This is a genomic window from Enterovirga rhinocerotis (assembly GCF_004363955.1).
Taxonomy (GTDB): Bacteria; Pseudomonadota; Alphaproteobacteria; order Rhizobiales; family Beijerinckiaceae; genus Enterovirga; species Enterovirga rhinocerotis.
Map to the genome: position 1 here is coordinate 515,052 of NZ_SNZR01000013.1, position 16,274 is coordinate 531,325.

Genomic DNA, 16,274 nt, shown 5'->3' on the forward strand with positions numbered 1-16,274 from the left:
CGGGAGCGAATGAGAGACGGCCGGTGCAAATCGGTCCGGGGGCGCCGGAGGGCGCCGAAGCGAACGGGAGGACAGCCATGGCAGGATGCCTGGAGGACAAGGTCGTCGTGGTCACGGGGGCGGGGCGCGGCATCGGCCGCGAGATCGCGCTGCTCGCCGCGAGGGAGGGCGCGAAGGTCGTGGTCAACGATCTCGGCGCCGATCTCGAGGGCGAGGGCAAGGACGAGGGGCCGGCCTTCGACGTCGTGCGCGAGATCGAGGCGGCCGGCGGCGAGGCCATCGCCAACACCGCCAGCGTCGCCGAGCCGGGCCCGGCGGAGGGCATCGTCAAGGCGGCGGTCGACAAATGGGGCCGCGTCGACAGCGTCATCAACAACGCCGGCATCCTGCGCGACCGCATCTTCCACAAGATGAGCGTCCACGACTTCGAGACCGTGATCAAGGTCCACCTGCTCGGCAGCTTCTATACCTCGCGCGCTGCGGCGCAGTTCTTCCGCGAGCAGGGCTCGGGCACCTTCGTGCACTTCACCTCGACGTCGGGCCTCGTCGGCAATTTCGGCCAGTCGAACTACGCCGCGGCGAAGCTCGGCATCGTCGGGCTGTCGAAATCCATCGCGCTCGACATGGCCCGGTTCGGCGTTCGCTCGAACTGCGTTTCGCCCTTCGCCTGGAGCCGGCTGATCGGCTCGATCCCGGCCGAGACCGAGGCCGAGCGCGCCCGCGTCGAGCGCATCAAGGCGATGGGGCCGGAGAAGATCGCCCCGCTCGCCGTGTTTCTCGCCTCGGACATCTCGGAGGACGTGACCGGTCAGATCTTCGCCTGCCGCATGAACGAGGTCTTCCTCATGGGCCAGTCGCGGCCGCTGCGGGGCATGCAGCGCGGCGAGGGCTGGACGCCGCAGACGCTCGCCTCCCATATGCTGCCGGCGATGAAGCCGTCATTCTATCCGCTCGACCGCTCGGGCGACATCTTCTCTTGGGACCCGGTCTGATTCTCCCGGGACCCGATCTCAGCGGCTCTCATCCGCCGCTGAGCCTCCGCCGCGCGAGGGCGAACAGCCGGCCGTCGATGGCCGCGAGCCCGAGCGCGATGAGGGCCATGCCGGCCGCGTGCTTCGCCTCGAGCCGCTCGCCGAGGAGGAGCGCGCCGAGGAGCACGGCGCTGACCGGGATGAGGAAGGTCACGAGCATGAGGTTCGTCGCGCCCGCGCTCGCGAGGATGCGGAAGAACAGGATGTAGGCGAAGGCCGTCGAGGCGAGCGCGAGGGCGAGCACCGCAGCGAGCACGCCGGCGCTCGGCAGCGGGGTCGTCCAGGGCGGGTCGACCACGAAGAGGACCGGCAGCAAGAGCGCGGTCGAGGCGGTGAGCTGGCCTGCTGCGGCGACGATCGGCGGCTGGCCGAGCGCCTTGAAGCGCCGCCCGAACACCCCCGAGAAGGCATAGGAGAGTCCGCAGCCGAGCACGGCGAGCTGCGGCAGGAGCGCCGAATCCGCCGAGAACGCGTCGGGCCCGATCATGAGCGCGACGCCGGCGAAGCCGACCACGACGCCGACGAGCTTGGGGGCGGTCGCCTTCTCGTCCTCGGTGAGAGCGTGCGTGACGAGCACCGCGAAGAGCGGCGTCGTCGCGTTGAGGATGGCGGCGAGGCCGCTCGTGATCTGGGTCTGCGCCCAGGCGCTGAGGTTGAACGGGACGACGTTGTTCAACAGGCCCATGCCGAAACAGACGAGCCAGAACCGGTTCGTCACGGGCATGGCGATGCCCATGACCCGCAGGAGCGCCAGAAGCGCGACCGCCGCGATGCCGACGCGGAGCGTGACGATGGTCAGAGGCGGCAATTCCCGGACGGCGATCCCCGTGAACAGGAACGAGCCGCCCCAGAGGACCGACAGGGTGACGAGCAGGAGCCAGTCCGCCGGCCCCATCGGACCCGTTCTCCGCCCGTCCATCCCGTGCTCCGCTGCGGCCTCACGCTTGGACTAGCCGAATTCCGGGGGTGAGCGCAGTCCGATTCGTGCGGCCGTCCGGGCTCAGGCGCGGGGCTCCGCCGCGGCCCATGCGCAGAATGCGGTTGCGCTCCCGTCACGGAGCGCGGCAATGTTGCGCCATAAGACAAGAGGAGGAGACGTCATGCATCCACAATCCCTCATCATGCCTCGCCGGCGGTTCCTGGCGGGAGCGGGTGCCGGTCTGGCGCTCGCCGCATCGGGCGCTCCGGCCCTCGCCCGTGCGCCGATGGCGACGGCCCAGGCCCCCTATTTCTACCGCTTCAAGTTCGGCGACTGGCAGGGCACCGTCGTCTCGGACGGCACGCTCCCGCTCGGCGACCCGAAGACCAACTTCACCGGCCTGACGCCGGCGGAGATGGAGAAGCAGCTCACCGACAACTTCCTGCCGCTGAATAACGCCGTTCTCGAGCAGAACATCCTGATCATGAACACCGGCGACAGGATGGTCCTGTTCGATACCGGGATGGGGTCGCTCAAGCTGTTCGGCCCGACGACCGGCAAGATGATGAGCACCATCAAGCAGGCCGGCATCGATCCGAAGGACATCGATGCGGTGGTGATGAGCCATGCGCATATCGACCATTGCGGCGGCAATATCGGTGACGACGGCAAGCCGAACTTCCCGAATGCCCAGTACTTCATCAGCCAGGCCGATTACGACTTCTGGACGGGCGACCCGAAGGGGCCGGACGGGCTGAAGGTGTTCTTCGAGACGGCGCGCAAGAATCTCGTTCCCGTGCGCGACAAGCTGACCTTCATCAAGGACGATCAGCAGTTCCTGCCCGGCATCACGGCGCTCTCGGCGCCCGGCCACACCATGGGCCACATGATCTTCGTGATGGAGAGTGCCGGAAAGCAGCTCTCGTATATCGGCGACCTGACGCACCACCCCGTGCTGCTGATGGAAAAGCCGCTGACGGAATTCGCCTACGACCACGATCCGAAGCTGTCGGCCCAGAGCCGCGTGAAGATGCTGACGATGCTCGCCGACAAGCGCATCCCCATCCTCGCCTACCACTTCGCCTGGCCGGGCATCGGCCATGTCGCCAAGCAGGGCGAGGGCTTCCGCTACTTCCCCGAAGGGATGAAGATGGAGCTGTGAGGCGGAGTTGGCTCTGACCTCTCTCCTTGCGGGAGAGGTCGAGCGACGCCGCAGGCGTCGGCCGGGTGAGGGGTAGGCCACCTCGGTCGGCGTGTCCGGCGCCCCCTCATCCGGTTGCGCTGACGCGCAACTCGGCTTCTCCCGCAAGGGGAGAAGCCGAGTTGCGGCGTCGGCACTACTTCTTCAGCCGCGGCTTCTCGATGCCGGCCATGTCGCAGAGGACGTCGACGAGGCTGGAGAAATCCTTGCCCCCGCGTCCCTGGGCGCGCGCGAAGCTGAGTGCCTCGCGTGCGGCCGCGCCCATCTGGAGCGGCACGCGCTGGGCATTCGCCGCCTCCAGGATCAGCGTCAGATCCTTGTGCGCGAGGTCGATGGCGAAGCCGGGCTCGGTATCGCCCATCAGGACCTTGGTCTGAAGGTTCAGCTTGAGCTGGCCGTTCGTGGCCGTCGTGCCGTGCAGGACCTCCAGCGTCTTTTCGAGGTCGAGGCCGAAGCGCTGGGCGAGGGCCAGAGCCTCGCCGTTGAGCTGGGCGAGGCAGACGGCGAGGAAGTTGTTGACGAGCTTGGTCCGCGTGCCGGTCCCGACCGGGCCGCAATGATGGATCGTCGTGCCCATCGCCTCCAGCATCGGCTTCACGCGGGCGAAATCGGCCTCGGACCCGCCCACCATGAACAGGCTCTGCCCGGCATCGGCGTGGCTGGCGAGGCGTCCGATCGGCGCGTCGACGAAGCCGAGCCCGGCCGCCTTCGCCGCCGCAGCCATGGCGTCGGTGGTCTCGGGCGAGATCGTGCTCATGTCCATCACGAGGCCGCCGCTCTTGAGGTTCGGGACGACGGCGCCGCCGACGACACCGCTCACGATGGCGGAATTCGGCAGGCAGGTGATGACGACGTCGGAGGCCTTCGCCACCTCCGCCGCGTCGGCGGCCCCGCGGGCCTGATGCTTCTCGAGTTCGTCGACCGCGGCCCGGTTGACGTCGTGCACGACGAGCCGGAAGCCCTTGCGGGTCATGTTGATGGCCATGGACTTGCCCATCCGGCCGAGCCCGATGAAGCCGACGACGTCGCTCATGCTGATCCTCCCGCGGGCGGCTTCGAGCCGCGCCGTGGGGCGTGTTTAAGGCCGTTTCCTCGTCGGCGGAAACACCGCGTGCCGGTCGGAGGAAACGGATCGCGGCGCCGCGGTCCGGCTCCGCCCGATGGGCTTCTCGCCATGGCGCCGATCGGTGCGACCGCGCACCTGCGCGATGCTTCTCTTGTGGGGGCGTGCGGGAGCGAGTGTTCCTTCTGACGCCGCGCTCAGGAAACAAAACTCGTCTCCAAGGCATGTCTAGGCGGACCCGGGCGATGCTGCCGCCGCGACCACAGGAGCCTGACATGCTGATCGACCAGAACGGCGAAGCGCCGGCCGGCGCCGGCGTCGCCTCGGCTCGCGTTGAAGCGCGGGATGTGGACTGGCTCTCGCGCTATCGCGAGGTCCGCGGCGAGACCGAGCGGCGGGCGAGCTTCCTCTCGCCGGAGGACCAGCAGGTCCAGTCGATGCCGGATGCGAGCCCGACGAAATGGCACCGGGCGCATGTGAGCTGGTTCTTCGAGCAGTTCCTGCTCGGCCCGCGCGTGCCGTCCTACCGGACCTATGACGAGCGCTTCGCCTTCCTGTTCAACTCCTATTACGTCGCGGCAGGCCCCCGCCATGCGCGCTTCGCGCGGGGCCTGGTGACGCGTCCGAACGCGGACGAGGTGACGCGCTATCGCGCCCATGTCGACGCTGCCGTCGACGCGCTGCTGCGGGGGCAATCCGACGATCCCGAGGTCGCCGCGATCATGGAGATCGGCCTCAACCACGAGCAGCAGCATCAGGAGCTGATGCTGACCGATATCCTCCACGCCTTTGCGCAGAACCCGACGCTGCCGGCCTACGATCCGTCCTGGCGGCCGCCGGCCTTCGCGCGAGGCAGCGGCTGGGCCGATCTCGACAAGGGCATCCGCCGCATCGGCCATGACGGGGACGGCTTCTCCTTCGACAACGAGGGGCTGGCCCATGACGCGTTGATCCTGGAGACGAGGATCGCCAAGGCGCTCGTGACCAACCGCGAGTGGCAGGGCTTCATGGAGGATCGCGGCTACGAGCGCGCCGAACTCTGGCTCGTCGACGGGTTCGCGACGGCGCAGAAGGAGGGCTGGGAGGCGCCGGGCTACTGGCGCCGCGTCGACGGCCGCTGGATGGTCATGACGCTCGGGGGCCTGAAAGCCGTCGATCCCGACGCTCCCGTCTGCCACGTCTCCCATTACGAGGCCGACGCCTTCGCGCGCTGGTCGGGCAAGGTGCTGCCGAGCGAGTTCGAATGGGAGGTGGCGGCGCGGGCCGGCGATCTCGACGACGCCTTCGGCACCGTCTGGCAATGGACCCGCAGCCCCTACGTCGCCTATCCCGGCTACCGGCCGCTCGAGGGCACGCTCGGCGAGTACAACGGCAAGTTCATGGCCAACCAGATGGTGCTGCGCGGCTCCTCGCTCGCGACGCCGGACGGCCATAGCCGCCTGACCTACCGCAACTTCTTCTATCCGCAGCAGCGCTGGCAGTTCACGGGCCTGCGTCTCGCCGACGATCGGAGCTGACCATGCAGGCCTTGACGGACGGCTATCTCGCCGGCGCGCCGCGCATCCGCGACCGCGCCTTCCTCCACGACGTCCTGGACGGGCTGTCGCGCCCGCAGAAGACGCTGCCGGCCAAATACTTCTACGACCTCGAAGGATCGCGCCTGTTCGAGGAGATCACCCGCCTGCCGGAATATTACCCGACGCGGACGGAACTCGCGATCCTGCGGGACGAGGCGGCCGCGATCGGCCGCCTGTCGAAGCCCGGCCTCGCCGTGGTCGAGTTCGGCTCGGGCTCGACGGAGAAGATCCGCACCCTGCTGCGCGCGCTCCCGGACGTCGCGCTCTACGTGCCGATCGACGTCTCGGGCGAATATCTGGGCGGCGAGGCGGCGCAGCTTCGCGCCGACCTGCCGGACATCGAGGTCGTGCCCGTCATCGGCGACTTCACGGCCGAGCTGGCCCTGCCGCCCGAGGCCCGCGGCCGCCCGCTCCTCGGCTTCTTCCCCGGCTCGACGATCGGCAATTTCGAGCCGGAGGCAGCCGAGGGGCTGCTCGCGCGGTTCCGCGCGCTGCTCGGGAGCGGTTCGGGGCTGATCGTCGGGGTCGATCTCGTCAAGCCGGACGCGATCCTGAACGCGGCCTATGACGATGCGGCCGGGGTGACGGCCCGGTTCAACCTCAACCTTCTCGCCCGCATCGCCCGCGAACTCGGCGTGGATCTCGATCCCGGCGCCTTCGCGCACCGCGCCCTCTTCAACCGCGCGCGGAGCCGGGTCGAGATGCACCTCGTCAGCCGGCATGCGCAGGAGATCCGCGTCGGCGGCCGGACGATCCGCTTCGCCGAGGCAGAGACGATCCACACCGAGAACAGCTACAAATATCGCCCCGCGGATTTCGAGGCGCTGGCCGCCCGGGCCGGATGGCGCCGCGAGGCGGTCCTGACCGATCCGGAGAGCCTCTTCGCGGTCTTCGTCCTGCGAGCCGAGTAAGCCGGCGGGCGACAGCGGCATGCCGCCGTCCCGCCGCAGGGGGTTGCATCCCTGGGCCGGCTGACGGCATGACGTCCTCATCATGGAAGATGTCCGCGAGGATCTCCGGGACGCATCGGCATCGCGCGCGCGTCGGGCGGGCGGGCTGACGCGACGTGCGCTGGTCGCCGGTCTCGGCTGGGCCTGCGGGGCATCCGCCGTGCAGGCCTCCCCGCCGGACGTGCGCCGCGAACTCGCGCCGACCGGCCGGCTGCGGGCGGCGATCAATTTCGGCAATGCGATGCTGGCCCGGCGCGGCCCCTCGGAGGAGCCGACGGGCCTCTCGATCGATCTCGCGCGCGAACTCGCGAATCGGCTCGACCTGCCTCTCGAACTCGTCCCCTTCGATACGGCCGGGCGGGTCACGGCGGCGGCGGGCCTCGGCCTCTGGGACCTCGCCTTCCTGGCGATCGACCCCGTCCGCGCGAGCGAGATCTCGTTCACCGCGGCCTATGTGATGGTCGAGGGCACCTATGTCGTCGCCGAGGGCGCCAATTACCGCGCGGTCGGCGATCTCGACCAGCTCGGCGCACAGATCGCGGTCGGCCGGGGCAGCCCCTGGGACCTTCACCTCACGCGGCAGCTCAAGCTCGCCTCGCTGCGGCGGGCGGCGACGCCGGACGACGCGATCAAGCTCTTCGTCGAGCAGAAGCTCGACGCCGTCGCCGGCGTGAAGCAGCCCCTGTCGGTCTTCGTGAAGGAGAATGCCGGCTTCCGGCTGATCGAGGGACGCTTCATGGCGATCGAACAGGCCGTGTGCCTGCCGAAATCGCGGCCGGGCGCCTATCGCTACGTGTTCGACTTCGTCGAGGAGATGAAGGCCTCGGGCTTCGTCGCGGAGGCGCTCGCGCGCTACAAGCAGAGCGAGGCGGTGCTGGCTCCCCCCGCCTCCATCCCCTGAGACGCTCGAACGCACCGCCGATCGGTGCGATCGAGGGTTTCGCGATAGGCTGCGGACCGCTAAGGCAGCGGCTCGTCCGTATCGTCAGGTCCTGACAGGTCAGGTTGGTCATGCCCGAAGCAAATCTCGACGACGTCTGCGTCGACACGATCCGCACGCTCGCGATCGACGCGGTCGAGAAGGCCCAGTCCGGCCATCCCGGCGCGCCGATGGCGCTCGCCCCCGTGGCCTATACGCTGTGGCAGGATTTCCTTCGCTACGACCCGGCCGATCCCACCTGGCCGAACCGCGACCGCTTCGTGCTCTCGGCCGGCCATGCCTCGATGCTGCTCTACGGCCTCCTGCATCTCGCGGGCGTGTCGTCGGGCCGTGGCGACAACCGCCCCTCGGTCTCGCTCGACGACATCAAGCAGTTCCGCCAGCTCGACAGCCGCACCCCCGGCCATCCGGAATCGCACATCACCCCCGGCGTCGAGACGACGACCGGCCCGCTCGGGCAGGGCTGCGGCAACTCGGTCGGCATGGCGATGGCGAGCCGCTGGAAGGCCGCGCGCTACAACAAGCCGGGCGCGACGCTGTTCGACTACGACGTCTACGTGATCTGCTCGGACGGCGACCTGATGGAGGGCGTCTCCTGCGAGGCGGCCTCGCTCGCCGGGCACCTCAAGCTCTCGAATCTGTGCTGGATCTACGACGCCAACACGATCACGATCGAGGGCAAGACCGATCTCGCCTTCGACGAGAACGTCGCCAAGCGCTTCGAGAGCTACGGCTGGAACATCCTGAGGGTCGCCGACGCCAACGACCGCCCCGCCATCGCGAAGGCGCTCGAGGCGTTCAAGGCCGAGGTCGACAAGCCCACCCTCATCGTCGTCACCTCCGTCATCGGCTACGGCGCGCCGAAGAAGCAGGGCACCTCGAAGGCCCATAGCGATCCGCTCGGTGCCGAGGAGATCAAGGGCGCGAAGGCGCTCTACGGCTGGCCCGACGAGCCGACCTTCCGCGTTCCGGACGGCGTCTACGGCCATTTCCAGGGCGGCATCGGCAAGCGCGGCGCGGCGCTGAACAAGGCCTGGCAGGAGACGCTGGCCTCGCTCCGCACCTCCGACGCGGCGCATGGCGAGGCGGTCGAATCGTTCCTGTCCGGCAAGCTGCCCGCCGGCTGGGACGCGGACCTGCCCGTCTTCCCGACCGATGCGAAGGGCCTCGCGACGCGCGAATCCTCCGGCAAGGTGCTGAACGCCATCGCCGCCAAGGTGCCGTGGCTCATCGGCGGTTCGGCCGACCTCGCCCCGTCGAACAAGACGAAGCTCGAATTCGAAGGCGCGGGCACGCTGTCGGCCGCCGATCCCGGCGGGCGCAACATCCATTTCGGCGTGCGCGAACACGCGATGGGCGCGATCGTCAACGGGCTCGTCCTGTCGGGCCTGCGCGGCTACGGCGCGACCTTCCTCGTCTTCTCCGACTACATGCGGCCCGCCATCCGCCTCTCGGCTCTCTCGGAGATCCCGGTCTTCCACGTCTTCACGCACGATTCGATCGGCGTCGGCGAGGACGGCCCGACCCATCAGCCGGTCGAGCAGATCCTGGCGCTTCGGGCGATCCCGAACCACGTCACGCTCCGCCCGGCGGATGCGAACGAGGTGACGGAGGCCTATCGCGTCGTGATGGGCCTCACGGACAAGTCCGCGAGCCTGATCCTCAGCCGCCAGGGCCTGCCGACCCTCGACCGCAGCGTCTACGCTCCGGCTTCGGGCGTCGCGAAGGGCGCCTATGTCCTCGCGGATGCCGAGGGCGCGGCGCCGAAGGTGATCCTGATCGGCACGGGCAGCGAGATCCGGCTCTGCGTCGAGGTGTACGAGAAGCTGAAGGCCGAGGGCGTCGCAGCCCGCGTCGTCTCGATGCCGTCCTGGGATCTCTTCGAGGCACAGGACCAGGCCTATCGCGACAGCGTGCTGCCCCCGCGGATCACGGCCCGCGTGGTGGTCGAGCAGGGCACCGCCATCGGCTGGGACCGCTATGCCGGGCCGACCGGAACCATCCTCGCCATGCACGGCTTCGGTGCCTCGGCGCCGCTGAAGGACCTTCTCGTCAAGTTCGGCTTCACGGCCGAGGCGGTCTACAAGGCGGCCCGGGCCCAGTTGGAGCCCAAGGTTTAAGGCGCCCGCTGATCCTCCCCCGCGAAGCGGGGGAGGAGGACCGCCCGAAGGGCGGTGGAGGGGGCGGCCGGTCACACATCGAGGGAGGAGCCACCGCATGAACCCGCTCAAGAGGCTGTTCGCGGACCAGGGGCAGGCGATCTGGCTCGATTTCGTCGCGCGCGGCTTCGTCCGCGACGGCGGCCTCGCCCGCATGGCCGCGGATGACGACATCCGCGGCGTCACCTCGAACCCGGCCATCTTCGAGAAGGCGATCGCCGGCTCGGACGAATATGACGACGCCCTCACCGAGGCCCAGCACGCGCCCGGCCGGACGGTGATGGAGCTGTTCGAGGGCCTCGCGATCGAGGACATCCGGGACGCCGCCGACGTGCTGCGCCCCGTCTTCGACGAGACGCACGGCGACGACGGCTATGTCAGCCTCGAGGTCTCGCCCTATCTCGCCGACGACACCGAGGGCACGGTCGCCGAGGCGCGCCGCCTCTGGAAGGAGGTCGCCCGCGAGAACCTGATGGTGAAGGTGCCGGCGACCGATGCCGGCATCCCCGCCATCCGCACGCTGATCGGCGACGGCATCAACATCAACGTCACGCTGCTCTTCTCGCAGGCCGCCTACGAGGCGGTCGCGAATGCCTATCTCGACGGGCTGGAGGCGCTGGCGAAGGCGGGCGGGGACGTCTCGAAGGTCGCCAGCGTCGCCTCCTTCTTCGTCAGCCGCATCGACAGCGCCGTGGACAAGGCGCTCGACCGCAAGATCGCCGAGGCGAACGATCCGGACGAGAAGGCCGCGCTCGCCGCGCTCCAGGGCAAGGTCGCGATCGCCAACGCGAAACTCGCCTATCGCCGCTCCAAGACGCTCTTCGGCGACGGCCGCTTCGCCGCCCTCGAGGCGAAGGGGGCGCGTGCGCAGCGCCTCCTCTGGGCCTCGACCGGCACCAAGAACAAGGCCTATCCCGACACGCTCTACGTCGAGGAACTGATCGGCCCGAACACGGTCAACACCGTCCCGCCCGCGACGCTCGACGCCTTCCGCGACCACGGCAAGGTCCGCGCCTCGCTGGAGGAGAACGTGGACGAGGCGGCCGCCACGCTCGACCGCCTCGCCCGGGCAGGAATCGATCTCGACGCGATCACGAAGACGCTCGTCGAGGAGGGCGTCGATCTCTTCAAGGATGCCGCCGACAAGCTGCTCGGCGCCGTCGCGACGCGGCGAGCCGGCGTGCTCGGCCCGCTCCTCAACCGCCAGGAACTGGCGCTCGGATCGCTCGCGGGCGAGGTCGAGGCGCTGGCCGAGACCTGGCGGGCCGGCGGTACGATCCGCCGCCTCTGGGCGAAGGACGCCTCGGTCTGGACCGGCGCCGACGAGGCGAAATGGCTCGGCTGGCTGGACATCGTCGTCCGGGAGCAGGCCAACCTCGCCGCCTACAAGGCGCTCGCCGAGGAGGTGCGCCGCGAGGGCTTCACCGACGCGCTCGTTCTCGGGATGGGCGGCTCGAGCCTCGGACCGGAGGTGCTGGCCGAGACCTTCGGTCGGCAGGAGGGCATGCCGCGCCTGCGCATCGTCGATTCGACCGATCCGGCGCAGATCCTGCGGACTGAGCAATCCGTCGAGCTCTCGAAGACGCTCTTCATCGTCGCCTCGAAATCGGGCTCGACGCTCGAGCCGAACGTCTTCCGCGACTATTTCCTCGGTCGGCTGAAGGAGATCGTCGGTCCGGACAAGGCCGGCCGCCACTTCGTCGCCGTCACCGATCCCGGCTCCGCCATGGAGAAGGCGGCGAAGGCGGACGGCTTCCGAGGCATCTTCTACGGCGAGCCCGCGATCGGCGGACGCTTCTCGGTGCTGTCGGCCTTCGGCCTCGTGCCGGCCGCGGTGATGGGGCTCGATCTCGACGCCCTGCTCGGGACGGCGGAGACGATGATGCGGGCCTGCGGCCCCGACGTGCCGCCCGAGGCCAATCCGGGCATCCGGCTCGGCCTCGCGCTCGGCGCGGCGGCCAAGGCGGGCCGGGACAAGGTCACGCTTGTCGCGGACGAGGAGATCCGCGATTTCGGCGCCTGGGCCGAGCAACTCATCGCCGAATCGACCGGCAAGAACGGCCTCGGCCTCATCCCGGTAGACGGCGAGCCTCTCGGGCCGCCGGAGGTCTATGGCGGGGACCGGATCTTCGTCCATCTCCAGCTCGAGGGCCGGGAGGACGATGCGCATGATGAGGCCTTCGCGGCGCTCGAAGCGGCCGGCCATCCGGTCGTGCGGCTCGGCCTCGCCTTGCCGTCGGACCTCGTCCAGGAATTCGTCCGCTTCGAATTCGCGACGGCCGTCGCGGGCGCCGTGATCGGGATCAACCCCTTCGACCAGCCCGATGTCGAGGCCTCGAAGATCAAGACGCGCGAGCTCACCGACGCCTATGACCGCGACGGCGCGCTGCCCGTCGAGACGCCGATCTGGTCCGGGCCGGGGATCGAGCTCTACACCGATCCGCGCAACGCGGACGCGCTCGCCAAGGCCGGCGCCACCGACCTCGCGGGCTGGCTGAAGGCGCATCTCGACCGGGTGGGCGAGGGCGACTACGTCGCGCTCCTCGCCTATCTCGATCGTGACGAGCACAACCTGGACAGGCTGTCGGCGACGCGCCTCGCCATCCGCGACGCGAAACGGGTCGCGACCTGCCTCGGCTTCGGCCCGCGCTTCCTGCATTCGACCGGCCAGGCCTACAAGGGCGGGCCGGATAGCGGCGTCTTCCTGCAGATCACGGCCGAGCCGGCCAAGGACCTCGCCATTCCCGGCCGCAAGGCGACCTTCGGCACGGTCGAAGCGGCCCAGGCGCGCGGCGATTTCGGCGTCCTGTCGGATCGCGGCCGCCGCGCCCTGCGGGTCCATCTGAAGGGCGGCGACGTCGCGGTGGGCCTCGCGCGGCTCGGCGAGTCAGTGCGCCGGGCCCTGGGGTGAACGGGCAGTTCACCCTCCCCTGGAGGGGGAGGGTCGGACCGAAGGTCCGGGGTGGGGTGATGCCGGGGTCCCGCTCCGGAGACGTCGATGATGAGGAGAGGTGGGTTTCACCCCACCCCGCCGGCTTTGCCGGCGACCCTCCCCCTCCAGGGGAGGGTGAAGCGTGCTCCGGCTGCGGCGTGTATCCTTCGCACCTCATCCGGTCATACTGATGGATGACTCGACCTTCGCGCCGAAGCGGGGGGGGGGCCGAACCGACAGGGAGAGCCTTGATGCAGCTTGGGATGATCGGCCTCGGCCGGATGGGCGGGAACATCGTTCGCCGGCTGATGCAGGGGGGGCATTCCTGCGTCGTCTATGACCGCAACGCGCAGGCCGTCGAGGCCCTGGCCTCGGAGGGCGCGACGCCCGCCTCCGGCCTCGCCGATCTCGTGGCGAAGCTCGATGCGCCGCGGGCGGTGTGGGTGATGCTGCCCGCTGGCCGGATCACGGAGGAGACCGTGCTTGAACTCGCCGGGCTGATGGCGCCGGGCGACACGATCATCGACGGCGGCAACTCGATGTACAAGGACGACATCCGGCGCGCCGCGATCCTGCGCGAGAAGGGCCTCCATTATCTCGACGTCGGCACCTCGGGCGGCGTCTGGGGGCTCGAGCGCGGCTATTGCATGATGATCGGCGGCGACAAGGAGGCCGTCGACCGGCTCGATCCGATCTTCGCCTGCCTGGCCCCGGGGATCGGCGAGGTGCCGCGCACCAAGGGCCGCGAGGGCCGCGATCCGCGCGCCGAGCAGGGCTACATCCATGCCGGGCCTAACGGGGCCGGGCATTACGTCAAGATGATCCATAACGGCATCGAATACGGCATGATGCAGGCCTTCGCCGAGGGCTTCGACATCCTGCGCAGCGCCGCCTCGGAGGACTTGCCGGAGGACCAGCGCCTGCCGATCGACGTCGCCGACGTCGCCGAGGTCTGGCGGCGCGGCAGCGTCGTCACCTCCTGGCTGCTCGACCTCACGGCCTCCGCCCTCGCGGAGGATCCGGATCTCGATGCCTTCTCCGGCATCGTCGAGGATTCGGGCGAAGGACGCTGGACCGTCAACGCGGCCGTGGAGCAGGCCGTGCCCGCCGACGTCCTGACCGCGGCGCTCTATGCTCGCTTCCGCTCGCGCGGGAAGGCCGATTACGCCAACAAGGTTCTCTCCGCCATGCGCAAGGGGTTCGGCGGCCACCAGGAGCCGAAGGCGGCGCCGGCAGGAACGCCCGCCAAGGCGCCGCGCGGATGATGGCCCCGCCTGCCTCCGACCGTCCGCGGGCCTCGGCGCGGGGCGCCAAGCCCGCCCCGCCCTGCACGCTCGTGATCTTCGGCGCGACCGGAGACCTCACGAGCCGTCTCCTCGTGCCGGCGCTCTACAACCTCGCGCGCTGGGGATTGCTCGGGGACGGCTTCTCGATCCTCGGCATCGGCCGCTCGGCCCTGTCGGCCGAGGATCTCAAGGACCAGCTCGGCGAGGCCATCCGCAGCTTCGTCTCCGAGCGCGGCTTCGACGAGGCCGCCTGGGACCGCGTCGTCGGCAAGCTCGACTATCTCCAGGGCGACGTCTCCGATCCCGCCCTCTACGCCGAGATCGGACGGCGGCTCGATGGCGGGGCCGCGCTCTTCTACCTCGCCGTCGCGGCGCCCCTGTTCGGGCCGATCGTCCAGAAGCTCGGCGGGGCGGGGCTCGCGGAGGATGCCGGCGGCTTCCGCCGGGTCGTCGTGGAAAAGCCCTTCGGGCACGATCTCGAGTCGGCGCAGGCCCTCAACCGCGAGATCCTCGCCGTCCTGCGGGAGGACCAAGTCTTCCGCATGGACCACTTCCTCGGCAAGGAGACGGTCCAGAACATCCTCGCCTTCCGCTTCGGCAACGGCTTCTTCGAGCCGCTCTGGAACCGCGATCGGATCGACCACGTCCAGATCACCGTCGCGGAGGCCGTGGGCGTCGAGCGCCGGGGCACCTTCTACGATGCGACCGGTGCCATGCGGGACATGATCCCGAACCACCTGTTCCAGCTCTTCACGCTGATCGCGATGGAACCGCCGATCTCCTTCGCGGCCGACGACGTCCGCAACAAGAAGGAGGAGGTGCTGGCGGCCGTCCGCCCGCTCGACCGCTCCTCGGCCCTGCGCAACGCGGTGCGCGCGCAATACGGGGCGGGCGCCGTCGGCGGCAAGCTCGTCGCGGATTACCGCTCGGAGCCGGACGTCGCGCCGGACAGCACGACCGAGACCTATGCGGCGCTCCGGCTCGATATCGACAACTGGCGCTGGGCGGGCGTGCCCTTCTACCTGCGCACCGGCAAGTCGATGATCCGGCGCGACACCGAGATCGCGATCCGGTTCAAGGAGGCGCCGCTCGCGCTCTTCCGCGACACGGCGGTCGCCGCCCCGGTCGCGAACTGGCTCGTGCTGCAGATCCAGCCCGACGAGGGGATCACGCTCGAATTCGGCGCCAAGGTGCCGGGCCCCCAGGTCAAGCTCGACCGCGTCTCGATGGGCTTCAAGTATCGCGACCATTTCCACGTCGATCCGTCGACGGGCTACGAAACGCTGATCTACGACGCGATGACGGGCGACGCGACGCTGTACCAGCGGGCCGACAACATCGAGGCCGGCTGGCGCGTGGTTCAGCCGATCCTCGACGCCTGGAGCGACGGCGCTGCGCCGATGGCGCGCTACAGCGCCGGCAGCCAGGGGCCGGCCGAGGCCGAGGCGCTCCTCGCCCGCGACGGGCGGGCCTGGAGGAGCCTGTGACGGCGGCGGGGGAGGGCGCTCCCACCGGCGCGCCGCATGGCCTCGTCGTCATGGGCGTGTCGAGTTCCGGCAAGTCGACGCTGGCGGAGACCTTCGCCCAGCGCTTCGGCTGGGTCTTCCGCGACGGTGATTCGTTCCACTCGCCGCAGAACATCGCCAAGATGAGCGCCGGCATCGCGCTGACCGACGAGGACCGCTGGCCCTGGCTGCGCTCCATCGCGGCCTGGCTGGTCGAGACCCGGCAGGCCGGAGGCCACGGGGTCGTCGCCTGCTCGGCCCTGAAGCGCGCCTATCGCGACATCCTCGTCGGCGGGGAGCCGGACGAGGTCCGCATCGTCTACCTCGAAGGGAGCCGGGAGGTGATCGGCGCGCGCATGGCGAAGCGGCGCCATCACTACATGCCGGAGAGCCTGCTCGACAGCCAGTTCGCGACGCTCGAGCCGCCGGCGCCCGACGAGCGTCCGATCACCCTTTCGGTCGAGGCGACGCCCGAGGCGATGCTGGACAGGCTCGCCGCGGCGCTCGAGGCCAAGGCCCCTTAGGACCCGCGCTCTCCGCAGCAGCATGGCCGGATCGTGCCGCATTGCGGCAAGATCAACGCGCCACTCGGTTTTCGGCCTGCGAGGGGTTGACCTTCGAGTCCCGGAGAGGCATCTCCTCTGTCAGGTCGGGCGTCTTGCGCGCGGCCCCAATCGGAATTCGCCAACCCCATGCCAAGCGACAGTCATA

Annotated in this window: 12 protein-coding genes; 10 read left to right on the forward strand and 2 right to left on the reverse strand. The window is 69.6% G+C overall.

Annotated elements, in window-relative coordinates:
- Positions 1-77 precede the first annotated feature (77 nt).
- Positions 78-992 carry an SDR family NAD(P)-dependent oxidoreductase gene (locus EV668_RS14100; RefSeq protein ID WP_133771067.1) on the forward strand — a complete coding sequence of 305 codons (915 nt, stop codon included), beginning with the start codon at positions 78-80 and terminating at the stop codon, positions 990-992.
- A 28-nt stretch (positions 993-1,020) separates the two neighbouring features.
- Here the strand turns inward: EV668_RS14100 and EV668_RS14105 are convergent, their stop codons facing one another.
- The gene (locus EV668_RS14105) at positions 1,021-1,950 is read right to left on the reverse strand and encodes a DMT family transporter (protein WP_166652467.1); all 930 of its coding nucleotides are present in this window, start codon (positions 1,948-1,950) and stop codon (positions 1,021-1,023) included.
- Between the two features lie 181 nt (positions 1,951-2,131).
- On the opposite strand from EV668_RS14105, the gene EV668_RS14110 reads away from it, so the two are divergent.
- Positions 2,132-3,112 (forward strand): MBL fold metallo-hydrolase, encoded by a 981-nt coding sequence (locus EV668_RS14110; protein WP_133771069.1) that lies wholly within the window; start codon positions 2,132-2,134, stop codon positions 3,110-3,112.
- Between the two features lie 175 nt (positions 3,113-3,287).
- Here the strand turns inward: EV668_RS14110 and EV668_RS14115 are convergent, their stop codons facing one another.
- Entirely contained in the window at positions 3,288-4,184 is an 897-nt protein-coding gene (locus EV668_RS14115; protein WP_133771071.1) for an NAD(P)-dependent oxidoreductase, read from the reverse strand.
- A gap of 305 nt (positions 4,185-4,489) precedes the next feature.
- On the opposite strand from EV668_RS14115, the gene egtB reads away from it, so the two are divergent.
- From egtB to EV668_RS14155, 8 genes are all read left to right on the forward strand, one after another.
- The gene (gene egtB / locus EV668_RS14120) at positions 4,490-5,731 is read left to right on the forward strand and encodes an ergothioneine biosynthesis protein EgtB (RefSeq protein ID WP_208111542.1); all 1,242 of its coding nucleotides are present in this window, start codon (positions 4,490-4,492) and stop codon (positions 5,729-5,731) included.
- Positions 5,732-5,733: 2 nt separating this feature from the next.
- Entirely contained in the window at positions 5,734-6,702 is a 969-nt protein-coding gene (egtD, locus tag EV668_RS14125; RefSeq protein WP_133771075.1) for an L-histidine N(alpha)-methyltransferase, read from the forward strand.
- 82 nt (positions 6,703-6,784) lie between these two features.
- Entirely contained in the window at positions 6,785-7,642 is an 858-nt protein-coding gene (locus EV668_RS14130) for a transporter substrate-binding domain-containing protein (protein ID WP_133771077.1), read from the forward strand.
- A 110-nt stretch (positions 7,643-7,752) separates the two neighbouring features.
- Positions 7,753-9,801, forward strand: a complete 2,049-nt coding sequence (gene tkt, locus EV668_RS14135; RefSeq protein ID WP_133771079.1) for a transketolase — start codon at positions 7,753-7,755, stop codon at positions 9,799-9,801.
- A gap of 97 nt (positions 9,802-9,898) precedes the next feature.
- A complete protein-coding gene (locus tag EV668_RS14140) occupies positions 9,899-12,751 on the forward strand; it encodes a bifunctional transaldolase/phosoglucose isomerase (protein WP_133771081.1) in 2,853 nt (950 codons plus the stop codon).
- A 272-nt stretch (positions 12,752-13,023) separates the two neighbouring features.
- Positions 13,024-14,037: a phosphogluconate dehydrogenase (NAD(+)-dependent, decarboxylating) gene (gnd, locus tag EV668_RS14145; protein ID WP_133771083.1), complete on the forward strand. Its 1,014-nt coding sequence runs from the start codon at positions 13,024-13,026 to the stop codon at positions 14,035-14,037.
- Positions 14,037-15,545 (forward strand): glucose-6-phosphate dehydrogenase, encoded by a 1,509-nt coding sequence (gene zwf / locus EV668_RS14150; RefSeq protein ID WP_425359632.1) that lies wholly within the window; start codon positions 14,037-14,039, stop codon positions 15,543-15,545. The genes gnd and zwf overlap by 1 nt, the downstream gene beginning before the upstream one ends.
- Positions 15,542-16,087 (forward strand): gluconokinase, encoded by a 546-nt coding sequence (locus EV668_RS14155; RefSeq protein WP_245513172.1) that lies wholly within the window; start codon positions 15,542-15,544, stop codon positions 16,085-16,087. Before zwf ends, EV668_RS14155 begins: the two co-directional genes overlap by 4 nt.
- The last annotated feature ends 187 nt before the right edge of the window (positions 16,088-16,274 follow it).

Coding starts and splice junctions, on each gene's coding strand:
- EV668_RS14100 (WP_133771067.1), top strand. CDS start 78: ATGGCAGGATGCCTGGAGGACAAGGTCGTCGTGGTCACGGGGGCGGGG.
- EV668_RS14105 (WP_166652467.1), bottom strand. CDS start 1,950: ATGGACGGGCGGAGAACGGGTCCGATGGGGCCGGCGGACTGGCTCCTG.
- EV668_RS14110 (WP_133771069.1), top strand. CDS start 2,132: ATGCATCCACAATCCCTCATCATGCCTCGCCGGCGGTTCCTGGCGGGA.
- EV668_RS14115 (WP_133771071.1), bottom strand. CDS start 4,184: ATGAGCGACGTCGTCGGCTTCATCGGGCTCGGCCGGATGGGCAAGTCC.
- egtB (WP_208111542.1), top strand. CDS start 4,490: ATGCTGATCGACCAGAACGGCGAAGCGCCGGCCGGCGCCGGCGTCGCC.
- egtD (WP_133771075.1), top strand. CDS start 5,734: ATGCAGGCCTTGACGGACGGCTATCTCGCCGGCGCGCCGCGCATCCGC.
- EV668_RS14130 (WP_133771077.1), top strand. CDS start 6,785: ATGGAAGATGTCCGCGAGGATCTCCGGGACGCATCGGCATCGCGCGCG.
- tkt (WP_133771079.1), top strand. CDS start 7,753: ATGCCCGAAGCAAATCTCGACGACGTCTGCGTCGACACGATCCGCACG.
- EV668_RS14140 (WP_133771081.1), top strand. CDS start 9,899: ATGAACCCGCTCAAGAGGCTGTTCGCGGACCAGGGGCAGGCGATCTGG.
- gnd (WP_133771083.1), top strand. CDS start 13,024: ATGCAGCTTGGGATGATCGGCCTCGGCCGGATGGGCGGGAACATCGTT.
- zwf (WP_425359632.1), top strand. CDS start 14,037: ATGGCCCCGCCTGCCTCCGACCGTCCGCGGGCCTCGGCGCGGGGCGCC.